At 35.0% G+C, this 11152-nt stretch carries 9 protein-coding genes; all 9 read left to right on the top strand.

Features of this window, described 5'->3' with window-relative positions; translation table 11 throughout:
- Positions 1-283: 283 nt before the first annotated feature.
- The 9 genes from DXD92_RS16195 to DXD92_RS16235 all read left to right on the top strand — a co-directional run bounded on the left by DXD92_RS16195 (position 284) and on the right by DXD92_RS16235 (position 10695).
- Positions 284-1423 (top strand): hypothetical protein, encoded by a 1140-nt coding sequence (locus DXD92_RS16195; RefSeq protein WP_055226864.1) that lies wholly within the window; start codon positions 284-286, stop codon positions 1421-1423.
- Between the two features lie 458 nt (positions 1424-1881).
- Entirely contained in the window at positions 1882-2148 is a 267-nt protein-coding gene (locus DXD92_RS16200) for a hypothetical protein (protein WP_055226866.1), read from the top strand.
- Complete coding sequence (gene ccpM / locus DXD92_RS16205) at positions 2141-3547, top strand: Cys-rich peptide radical SAM maturase CcpM (protein WP_055265672.1); 1407 nt, start codon at positions 2141-2143, stop codon at positions 3545-3547. The genes DXD92_RS16200 and ccpM overlap by 8 nt, the downstream gene beginning before the upstream one ends.
- A gap of 2 nt (positions 3548-3549) precedes the next feature.
- Entirely contained in the window at positions 3550-4593 is a 1044-nt protein-coding gene (locus DXD92_RS16210; RefSeq protein WP_055226872.1) for a DUF1611 domain-containing protein, read from the top strand.
- A 141-nt stretch (positions 4594-4734) separates the two neighbouring features.
- Positions 4735-6144, top strand: coding sequence for an ABC transporter permease (locus DXD92_RS16215; protein WP_158554998.1), 1410 nt, complete (start codon positions 4735-4737; stop codon positions 6142-6144).
- A gap of 6 nt (positions 6145-6150) precedes the next feature.
- Positions 6151-7044 (top strand): leucine-rich repeat domain-containing protein, encoded by an 894-nt coding sequence (locus DXD92_RS16220; RefSeq protein WP_022463281.1) that lies wholly within the window; start codon positions 6151-6153, stop codon positions 7042-7044.
- Positions 7045-7064: 20 nt separating this feature from the next.
- The gene (locus tag DXD92_RS16225; protein WP_055226874.1) at positions 7065-8741 is read left to right on the top strand and encodes an ABC transporter ATP-binding protein; all 1677 of its coding nucleotides are present in this window, start codon (positions 7065-7067) and stop codon (positions 8739-8741) included.
- 31 nt (positions 8742-8772) lie between these two features.
- The gene (locus tag DXD92_RS16230) at positions 8773-9438 is read left to right on the top strand and encodes an ABC transporter ATP-binding protein (protein ID WP_055226876.1); all 666 of its coding nucleotides are present in this window, start codon (positions 8773-8775) and stop codon (positions 9436-9438) included.
- A gap of 24 nt (positions 9439-9462) precedes the next feature.
- Complete coding sequence (locus tag DXD92_RS16235; protein WP_055226878.1) at positions 9463-10695, top strand: ABC transporter permease; 1233 nt, start codon at positions 9463-9465, stop codon at positions 10693-10695.
- Positions 10696-11152 lie beyond the last annotated feature (457 nt).

Genomic DNA, 11152 nt, shown 5'->3' on the forward strand with positions numbered 1-11152 from the left:
ATAGAAGGGGATAAGAATGGAAATGAAAGAACAAATAGGATATTAGTGGAAAAAGTTGAGAGTTGTGGAAAATATGGGGGTTGAACTGATATGAAAAGAAATATCTATAAATATACGTATTTATATAAAAAAAATTACATGTTTTTGTGAAAAAAATATTTATGTGAATTTATAATGAATAAAAACTGAAAATATGTACAAAAAGCACATTGAAAAAAGAAGAAATATAGATATAATGTAAGTATGTAGACGAAAAAGAAAAGCTGAACAAGACTATTTGCATATGAAAAATAAAAAAAACGATGGAAAATATGTAATTATAGATGACGGGACAGCAGGGGGACTGTTTCTGAGTGAGAATGAATACTATGTTGATGAGAATAAAAAAGTTGTTTTGTGCAATTCTGAAAAAAAAGATAATCTGTTTAGAAAGAGATATAAACTAACACATGGCGATAAGTGTTATAGTATCATCAAATATTTTTGCCCAGAGGTAGAATTTATCTCTATAAAAATTATGGAAACAGGGGAAAGAGGTAGCATTGATTCATTCAAAGCGGCGTTAGAATGGTGCTTAAAAGAAAAGATAAAACTTGTGCATATGAGTGTTGGAACAACAAATTATATAGATGCAAAAAAGATAGAAAATATTATAAAACAAATGGTTTCTAATAAAATGATATTATGTGCAGCGCTATCAAATACAAACTTTCCTACATGGCCGGCATGCTTTGATGGGGTTTTCGGGGTAAGAAATTATATTGCTAAATTGCAGGAAAAAGAAATTTCGGTGTCTAAATCATTTCCTTTTTCGGAAATGAATTCGATACAGTTAAATTTTGATGACGTTTTAAAGAAGATTGTTGGGAAAGAATACAAATCAAATAGTTTTGCAGCTCCGATTATTACTGTGCTTTTGATATGTTATTTAAGGAAAAATAAAAAAGGTTCATACCAAGATGCAAAAAAATTTATTATGAATCATATAAACAAATGTATCTATGAAAAAGAATTGGAATGGAATGGGATTGTGAATAATAAAGCGTGGTCAATTCCGATAATTTTAACACGTACTGTTATTGGGGCAAAGTTGTTATATGAGTGTTTTGGGAAGGAAGACTATGAGTGTATAGTATTAACATCAGAAAAGAACCTAAAAGAGTCTTGCGTGGCAGAAATTCCATTAGAATTTTATACGCATGGGAATGTGACAGAGACGTTAATAATGGCAGTAAATACAATATACAATCCAGATGTGCTTATTATTCAAACGGATAAAAATATATTTGAAAGTAATAGTTTGATAGATTTTGAGGTTTTTGATAAAAAAGGATGGAATGTGAAAACAAGGATGGAGCAAATGCAGTTTGAAAATTGTTATAACGCATATAAATGGATAATAATGCAACTTTTAGACGACTAAAATTTACTGGATTACTTTTGCGATCGCAATGGGTAATAAAATTATGCTCGAAGGGAGGTATTCAAATGAAGAAAACGCTTAAAAAGAAAGAACATAAGGGAAGAAATAATGTGAGTGTTTATGCAAATGGACCGTGTTCATGCACATGCTTTTCTACGTGTGGGTCTGCCTATGTTCAGAAAGCTCAGGCGCAGAATCAGTTATACACAAGTGTATTTGGATCTAATGCTAATCACTAAAATGTAAGAAAGATGAGGGTTGCTACAGTGTTAATTAGTGGTAGTCCTCATTTTAATTAGAGGATAAGTTTAAAAGTTGATTTAAGCATTATAAAAAATCGTTTAAGAATATGGCTAGAAGTATTATAGATCCTTTGAAATAGCGTTTGTTAAAATGTTGATATGTTTGTTGTAGAGTAAAAATGCTGACAATAGTAGATTTGATGAAAGAGAATAGAAATGATAGAAGAAAAAGTGAAAGATATATTAAAGAAATATAGAAATTTAGAACAGAAAAAAGACTGGAAAAATCAAAAGCTTTTAGGAAATGATCTAAAATTCAGCGCAAGAGATTTGATAAATGTATATGTGGAGTTAGAAAAAGAATTTGATATTCATTTTAAGGAAAAAGATATTGTGGCTGGAAAATTTGATACATTTGATGACATAATAAAATTGATTAACAAAGAAATAGCATATAAAACAAGAGGAAAAGAACATGCATAAACCATTTATTCATTGTTTCAAAACTGCAAAAGAATATTATGTATATGATGTGAATACTGATAAAATTATTCAGGTGTCTTTCGAAACATATAATTTTTTGGAAAACAATATTTGGGATGAAAAAGCGGAAAGAGAAATAGAAAAGCTAATAAATGAAGGATATTTGAAAAGAACGCGGGTAGAAGAGGTAAAACATTTTGCTACGGACTTTTTAGAATCTTATTTAGAAAATAGAATGAATCAGTTAGTTTTGCAAGTGACACAAAAATGTAATTTGCGTTGCAGTTATTGTGTTTATTCTGGTGATTACAAAAATAGAAATCATAGTCAAAAAGAAATGAGCTGGGAAACTGCAAAAGAAGCAGTAGATTATTTGTATGGGCATTCGATGTCTAGCGAAGACATATATATATCATTTTATGGCGGAGAGCCATTATTAATGTTCAGATTGATAAAAGAAGTAGTTGAGTATGTGAAGAGAGAATATTGCCAAAGAACGGTACATTTTAATTTGACCACTAATGGAACGTTGTTTACACCAGAAATTGTTCAGTATTTTATTAAAAATAATATACAAATTATGTTTAGTTTGGATGGGCCTAAAGAAGTGCACGATAAAAATAGAATATTTGCAGGAAGTAATAGAGGATCATTTGAAAAATTGAGAGATAGCATGAAAATGATATATAGTATGGACAGAAAATATTATAAAAAAAATGTGTCTTTCAACACAGTGTTAGATCCCCAAAATGAGTTAAGAACAATATATGAGTTTTTGGATAAAGATAGGCTGATTTCGAAAAATTTGAGTAGAATATCTGTTTTGAATGATAATTATACGGATAAACAATGTGAATTTAGCGGAGAATTTGTTGAAGAACAGGAATATGAATATTTTAAATGTTTTCTTTCAAAATTAAAACGAATTAATGAAAAATTTGTGGCTAGAGCAGTAAAAGAAGAATTTGATAATGAAATGAGAGAAATTAAACAACATGAGGAAAAAATGCAAGAAGAGATTTCAAAGGTAAATCATCATAGTGGTCCCTGTATTCCAGGCGCGAAAAAAATTTTTGTAACAGCAGAAGGAAATATATATCCGTGTGAGCGAGTGAGTGAAATATCAGAAGTTTCCAAAATAGGTGATATAAAAAAAGGAATAGATAAAAACAAAGTGTTAAATTTGCTAAATATAGAACGATATTCGCAAGACCGGTGTAAGGATTGTTGGGCATATCAACATTGCACAATTTGTATAGCATGTGCAGATGACACTAAAAATATTTCAAATAAAGAAATAGAAAAACATTGCTGGAAGGTTAGAGGGGGATTTGAAGAGGCAATGAAAAATTACTGTACTTTAAAAGAACTTGGTTATAAATTTGAGGAGTATGAATGAAAATGTTAAAAAGAGTAGGTATATTTCCGGTAGATCAAGAAAGTATAACACTATTTGAGAACATACATGAATGTAGATATGGTGAAATTATGCATATTGCTTCAATAAAAGCATGGGGACTTTGCGGGAAAAAAATTCAACGTTGTGATGGTAGTGAGATAATAATAGAGGAGGGAATAGGTAATATTATAAAAGAATGTGAAGTGTTAATTCTTCTTGAAAGTTGGCACGATGCATCGCCTGAATATATAAAGAGCGTGGTGAAAACAGCAAAGCAGAAATCCATAACGATAGTTTCTATTAATAATATCAGGAACAGTTTAGAGATAGATCAGCATTATGAAAATGTCGTTGTTGCTAAAAAATTAAAAATTCAAAAAAAGTGTGACGATTTAAGAGTAAGAAAGATAAATATTCCGGTTATTTGCGTTTTGGGTTTGACACAAAATAGTGGAAAATTGAAAATGGAATTAGAACTGCAAAAATGTTTGAAACAAAAAGGATATAAAGTTGCAGCAATTGTTTCTGGATTAAATGGATTAATTGGGAAAGATACATTTTGCTTTGAAAAGAAATATTTAAATGGGAAAAATAGGAATGAAGAGATAATTATAAATATAAATGCGGCTGTAAAGCGGTTAGAACAAGATTATGATATTGTAATTGTTGGGATACCAGGAGCATGTCTCTCGTTTAATCCACAATATTCTAATGATTTTGGCATTACTACACAATTGTTTATGTGTGCAATAGAACCAGATTATAGTGTTTTGATGCTACCATATATGCGCTATGAAGAAGCGTTTATTAGTCATGTTAAAGATGAGGTTCAAAAAAGATATGATATTACAATTAATGATATTGGAATATCAGAATTTGCAATTGATATGGATGCGAGTTTTGAACAAAAAAAGATGTGTTTTTTAAAATTAATTGACAAGGAAAGGGATTTTGAGCATTTGAAAAAAATATCAGTTGTTGATATTAAAAGTGATTCTCAAATAGAAAAATTGAGCGATAGGATTATTTGGACACTTGAAAATTAAACATAAGCTTGTCGCATTTTGAAATATATAGGGGGAAGAAAGAATATGTTGAAAAGAGCAAGCAGAAAATTAAGAAGTACTCCTGCGAAAACATTGATGTATATCATACTGTTTTTAGTACTTTTCCTGGCGATATTTTCTATGCTGATGATTGGAATTGCAAGTGGAAATAAAGTGAAAAGAGCACAGGAAACATTGGCCAACTCTATTACTCTGCGCGGGCCGGCCGAGGGAGAAGCTGGAAAATCATGTACTGTATATGCGATCCCGTCCGCAATCGTAGAAAAGTTCATTGACAGCAATTATGTTCAGGGGTACACCATGGAAGCGGGAACATATTGGCTTGATCCGGTGGATACGGAAACATATATCAGCGAGGAGACACAACAGCGCCTAAAAGGTTATCTGAAAGATTCAGGCATGTATACGATGACGGCTGTTGGAACACTGGACTGCGCATACGATACCTATTTTCTGGCAAAGGGTTACAGGATTGTGGAAGGAAGCGGACTGAGCTACGGAGAACGGGGCAAATACGAAGCTGTGGTAGGAGAAAAATACGCCGAAAAAAATCATCTCCATGTGGGCGATACTGTTAAATATAAAATGGAGCAGGGAACGATCGAATACTATAAAGTAAGTGCCCCGGAAGAAATTAGTTTCAAAATTCGAGGCATTTACAGAACTCCAGAGGTTTATCAGTCCGATTCCGTTGTGAATGACTGGCACAATAATTTAATTTTTATTCCACTGGATATTTTCTGCGAGTATTCTATGAAAGCATTAAAAATTCAAAATGTGGGATTTAATACAGTTACGGTCTATTTGAAAGATACAAAATCAGTTGAACCATTCATAGAAGAAACAAAAAACAAAATAAAAATAGGAAGTGTGGATGATGTTGTACAGACCGATGAAAATGGAATACGTTCCAGCGTAAAGCCAATGGTAATATCACAGCAGGATTTGGAATCTGGAGAATGGTCCTATCAGTTGATTCGAAACAAGGAATGGTATGAGATGGTTGCGAAACCTGTTGAAAAATTGAATCGTCTGATAGGATATATGATCGTAGGATTTGTGACTGCCGGAATTTTACTGTTCGGCATTCTGACCAGCCTGTCAGTCAAAGGGCGAAAACGTGAGATTGGAATTTTACTTTCGATGGGGGAACACAGAAAAAGGATTTTAGGACAGTTCGTTTTGGAGAATTTGGTTCCGGTTTTGATTGCCCTGGTTTTTGCGGCGCTGTGTGCGACACCAACAGCAGAGTATTTCGCAGATCGGATGATTTCGAATCAGGCTGAGAAAGTGGAGCAGGAAAATGAAGATCTGTCGGGAAATATTAAAAACGCGCTCCCGACAAGCGAAATAGCTGCGTATGAATCAACGGGAGTAACTGTTGATACGGATTTGTCCATTGAGTGGAACTGGAAAATCATGACGGGGATGATTCTTGGTATTTTAGATCTTTTCCTTTTGATATTAATTCTGCAAGTCGGCAAAATAACTAGAGAAAGCCCGGCATCTATATTGCTGGACAGAAAGTAGGTGTTCATGAAGAAAAAAAGAATGATAATGATCGTAGCGATGGTTCTGGTGCTGGTATGGCGGGAAGACGTTTTTGCAGTGGAATCTGGAACGACACAGGTTTCGCTACAGGCAGACTGGCTCCAAGAGGGAGATTACCAGTATAGCGTGGAAGAAGATGAAACTGTAACTTTACGAAACTATATCGGGACGGAAAGCGTGATTGTCACACCGAAAGAAGTAGGTGGGAAAGAAGTGACGAGAATCGGAGATTCCTGCTTTTTGAGAAAAACGGATCTTCGGGCAGTGCAGATATCCGAAGGCATTGTTGAAATCGGGGAATCTGCCTTTGCGGAAGATGGTCAGTACAGTGATACAACTGCTGGGTTTATCAGCATTGTAATGCCAAAAACACTAAAAAAGGTAGGAAAAAGCGCATTTCAGGGAACTAGAATCACACAGATTTATTTTTATGATGGTTTAGAGAGCATTGGTGATAATGCCTTTATGTATTGCTCTTCTTTGTCAAAAATACGGATTCCAGATAGCGTGGAGAAAGTAGGACAATTTTTATTTTTGGGAGCTGGAAAACCCTATGAAGAAAGTCAAGATAGTGCGATGAAGATTTTTGGCGGAAAAATAGCGGAAGAACTTGCAAAAGATAATCAAAGAGCCGAATATGGTGGTGAAGAAATGCAGGAAATTTCGATCCAGTATTGGCTTGAGAAGAAGGAGAATGAAACGAAAGAAGAGGTTATAGGACAAAAATATTTTGATAAAAATGATACAGGCTTTGAAAAAGTATTTTTTAAGGCTCCTTCGAGTGGAGAAAAGCAAAGTGGGAAAATAGTCTGGATGGACATATTTCTTGGGGTGTGTATGGTTGGACTAATAGGAATCAGTGTTTGCTTAAAGGATTAAAAATATTATATTTGTGAACAATGAAGAAAATAATAGAGAATAATAAATGTTTATATTTTTTAAAAGAGTTACTCAAATATAAAAAAGAAATAGGTATTTTGAGTATAAGCACTATTGTTTCTACAGTAACTGTATTTCTGCAACCATTATTGATAAAACAGATCACAGACATCGGAATACTCGAAAAAAATATGCCCCAAATTGTTAATGGAGTAGCCGGTTTATTTGTTTGTGTGCTGGTATATTTAATGATTGAAGTTGTGCAGGCAAAAACTTTTGCAGAAATACATAATTCATTCTATAAGAACTTGTATTGCAATGTATTTCGAAAATTATTGCATTTAAAAAAACATTATTTTCAAATGAAAAATAGTATGGAAATAGTGCAAATGTTACAATGCGATGTATCTCAGGTTGCGTCTATGACAGATAGATATGTAGTGATGAGCTTTTCGTATGTTTTTCGTGTAATTAGTGGACTTGCTGGACTTATGCTGTTGAGTCCTGAACTGTTATGCATTGTAGTGATAGTAATTCCAGTGAAATACGTGTTAGTAAAATGTCTTGCTAAAAAGCGTGAGAAAAACATGAAAATGTATATTCAAGTTGAGCAACAATTTGGAGGATGGCTTGGCGATACAATTAATACTGTGGAAGAAATTAAATTGTGGAATCTATATGAATTAAGAAAATGCGAATTTTTAAAACAGATTTGTAAATCGTTAGCGGTTGAAATGAAAGGAACCATGATTGAGACATGGAATATTTTTGGGGATGCTGTTTTAGAGTGGGGTGTAACAATTCTTATTTATTTAGTTGGTGGATATTTGGTGTTCGTGGGAAAAATTTCCATAGGTTCAGTTTTTGCTTTTGTTTCTTATTCTAGTTATGTTACAAGACCGGTAAATAGTTTAATTGATCTGCGTATGCATTTTGCAAGTGTCAAACCGTCCGCTGAACGACTTTATACATTTTTGAATATGGAAGAGGAACGAAGTGGAAGTAAAAGAGTGGAAAAAGAGATTTCGCCAATATTAGAATTTAAAAATGTGAGATTTCAGTATACAAAGGATAGGGAAGTGTTAAAGAAAGTATCTTTTAAACTTGAGCCGGGAGAAAAAGTGGCTATTATTGGAAAAAATGGAAGTGGAAAATCAACAATTTTGGAATTACTATTACGATTTTATGAACCGGAAGAAGGAGAAATTTTATGTAATGGTGAAAATATAAAAGTGCTAAAATTATCAGAATACCGAAGCCTTTTTTCTGTTGTGAGTCAGAAATCAGCGTTGTTTTTGGGGGACATTGTGCAGAATATAGATTTGGAGGGGAAAGCAGACAGACAAAAACTGAATGAGGTACTAAGGAAAAGTGGCGTGAAAAAATACTTGCAACGTTTTCCAGAAAAAGAAAAAACACAAATAGGAGATGATGGAGCATTTCTTTCAGGAGGAGAAAGACAAAAGCTTGTGGTTGCACGGGCACTATTGAAAGATGCGCCGGTTATGCTTTTTGATGAAGCGTCCAGTGGATTTGATGTAGAAGCCAATGAATATCTTTATAAAATTATAACAGAAGAAATGCCGGAAAAATCTGTGATTTTTATTACACATCATTATGATAAACTGGAAAAATTTGATAAAGTATATTTGGTAAAAGATGGGTTTCTTACGGAAGTGAGAACTGGAAAAATGTAGAGGCGACTAGATTATAGTAGAAAGGAACAATATGGCAGAACTGGAATTAAAAGAGGTAAGCTATTTTTACGAGAGCGGCGGAAAGAGAATTGATATTTTGGATAAAGCCAGCTATTCATTTGAGAAGGGTACTCTTTACACGATTGTTGGTCCTTCTGGATCGGGGAAAACAACGACGCTGACTTTGGCGGGTGCGCTGGAAGAACCTAAGAGCGGCTGCGTGTGCTTTGAAGGAAAAGATATCCGGGAAATTGGCTATACAAGATATCGAAACAGCAAGATTGGAATTGTGTTTCAGGCGTATAATCTGCTGCCTTATCTGACCCCGCTGGAGAATGTGCTGGCGGCAATGGAAATTACGTCAAATCCGATTAAAAACAAAAAAGAACGGGCGCGGGAACTTCTGACACGAATGGGAATTACAGAAGATCAGATGAACCGCAATATCAATAAACTTTCAGGAGGCGAACAGCAGCGCGTAGCGATTGCGCGTGCGATTTCGACAAATGCAGAGGTGATTCTTGCGGATGAGCCGACGGGAAATCTGGACGTTGATACGGCGGCTGGCATTGTGAAAATTTTCAAAGAGCTGGCTCATGAAGATAAGAAATGTGTAATAGCAGTTACACATTCGGAAGCATTTGCCGCGGAGGCAGATGTGGTGGTACGGCTGGAAAAGAAAAAATTGCAGGATTAAACATGAGGGGGAGGGAAAGTTTTTATGAACTGGATCAAAAGAGCATTTCGCAGTATTTCTTATCATAAAAAAAATACAATTCTGATGTTTTTAAGTTTCCTGATTTTATCCATCCTGATCCTGTTTGGCTTATGTATCCGCGCGGCAAGTCGGGAACGGATATGGGAGATTCGGACGAGCATCGGAGGAAGCGTGCTTGTATCGAATGAGCGTCAGATATACAGTGAAGAGCCGCGCGGTGTGAATTCGATTTCACATCAAAAATATTTGGAACTCTGCGCTGATGAAAGAATTCGGTTTGGCAGCTGTAATACGGTGACAGCTGCTCTGGCGGATAACTTTACAGCTGAAATTATGGACGGACAGGAAGAAAATGGAACAGAAAATATTTATGTGGAGGGATCATCTGATCCTGTCGAGTATTTTAGTTCTGTTTCTTCTGTAGTTACACTGATTTCGGGACATGTACCGCAGAATGCAGAAGAAGCGGTAGTCAGTGATGGGATTGCGGAACGGAATGGACTGGGAATAGGAGATACCATAGCTGTTCTTTCACCATACACAAAGGAGCGGTATACATTTAAAATCAGTGGTATTTACAGTACGAACGAGGCAGCTTACAGTGGAAATGTGGTATATAATAACCCAGCAAATGCTATCTATACCCTGGATACACCAGTTTATGAGATGAATGAAAATGATAATGTAAAAGAAATTACATTGCAGTTGAAGGACCCGGAAGAAGGAAGAGCGTTTGCTGAAGATGCGAAAAAAATGCCGGAATATATCAAAGAAGAATATGATATGGACTATACGGTAAATGTTTCAGCTTATAAAGCGGTGGCCGACAGCCTGAAGAGCCTGGCAGGGATTTCGAATCTCATGGTGATAGTTTCCGTAATCCTTGGAACTATCACATTAAGTTTTTTGATTCTTATGAATTTGCGGGATCGCATGTTTGAGATTGGCATTCTTCTTTCTGTTGGAGAAACAAAGATGCGGATTATGCTGCAGATGTTGATGGAATCTTTTTGCCCGGTATTGCTGGCAATTACAGCGGGGGTAATTTTTTCTTATCCTTTGGCGAATGTGATAAAAATAGCTGTAGATCTTTCGAACGGTGTGCAGGCTGCAATTAAGACACAGCAGATTATAATATTGTATCTTTGTGGAATGGGGGTTGTGCTGGCTTCTTCTATGGTTATGGTATACCAGATTGTACGATATCAGCCGAAAAAGATTTTGATGATGGAGTAAAAAAAGAAATAGTCAGATAAAATACTGAATATGCAGAATTGACCGTATTTTTCTAAAAATAAGAAAATTCGAAAAAAGGTGTTGACTTTTGCTTTCGGGGGTGTTATTATAACTAAGCTGTCAGCGAGAGCTACAGTGAATGAGTTCTTTTGAAACAGAAAAACCTAGTTCGGAGCCGGGTGGCTGCCGCGGGTTGCAAAACTACTTCAAAAAAACTTGAAAAAAGTTCTTGACAAAAGCAAATGAGTTTGATAGAATAAACGAGTTGCTGATCGAGAGAACGGCAGAGAACAAAACGTTCTCAGGGAGTTCGAAAGAGCTTCAAAAAAATTAATTAAAAAAGTTCTTGACAAATGAAAAGCTCTGTGATAAAATAAACGAGCTGATCCGAGTCGGAACGGCAGAGATCCTTGATAATTAAACAGTGAAACACATCCTCGAAAGTTCTGAATAAGTA

The organism is Blautia sp. TM10-2 (assembly GCF_003480845.1).
GTDB classification, from domain to species: Bacteria; Bacillota; Clostridia; order Lachnospirales; family Lachnospiraceae; genus Fusicatenibacter; species Fusicatenibacter saccharivorans.